This window comes from Caballeronia terrestris, assembly GCF_001544515.1.
Taxonomy (GTDB): Bacteria; Pseudomonadota; Gammaproteobacteria; order Burkholderiales; family Burkholderiaceae; genus Caballeronia; species Caballeronia terrestris.
On the sequence record NZ_FCOL02000640.1, the window covers coordinates 1 to 513 of the forward strand.

At 61.4% G+C, this 513-nt stretch carries 1 protein-coding gene; it reads right to left on the reverse strand.

Annotation, left to right across the window (positions count from 1 at the left end):
• Positions 1-168 precede the first annotated feature (168 nt).
• Positions 169-513, reverse strand: a 345-nt coding sequence (locus AWB67_RS39355) for a zinc-binding dehydrogenase (protein WP_327367319.1), incomplete at its 5' end; no start/stop codon positions are given.

Below are 513 nucleotides of genomic sequence, written 5' to 3' on the forward strand. Positions count from 1 at the left end.
TCTCGATCGACTCTTTCCACGTTTCTTGCAGGTCGGCGAACTGCTCCTGCATGGGCGGCTTTGCTTCTTCCGATTCGGTGCCAGAGGCAGTCGGAGAGCGGAACATCGACTTCAGGAACGCTTGCTGCATCGCGACCCAACCGTCAGCCCAGTTGTCGTTGGATTGGCTCATTCGAACACCACCACCTGGCGAATCGCTTTGCCCTCGTGCAGCAGGTCAAAGCCGTGATTGATCTCGTCGAGCTTCAGGCGGCCCGTCAGCAACTTGTCTACGGGCAAGCGACCCTGCTTGTACAGGTCGATAAAGCGTGGGATGTCACGCGACGGGACGCACGTGCCGATGTAGCTGCCTTTTACCGTGCGCTCTTCGGCAACCAGGCTGACGGCGGGCATCGGCCAGCGCGCAGTTGAATGCGGCAGGCCGGCAGTGACGGTCGAGCCGCCGCGCCGCGTGATGTTGTACGCCAGGTCCAACGCGCGGATCGATCCGGCGAACTCAAAGGCGAACTCGAC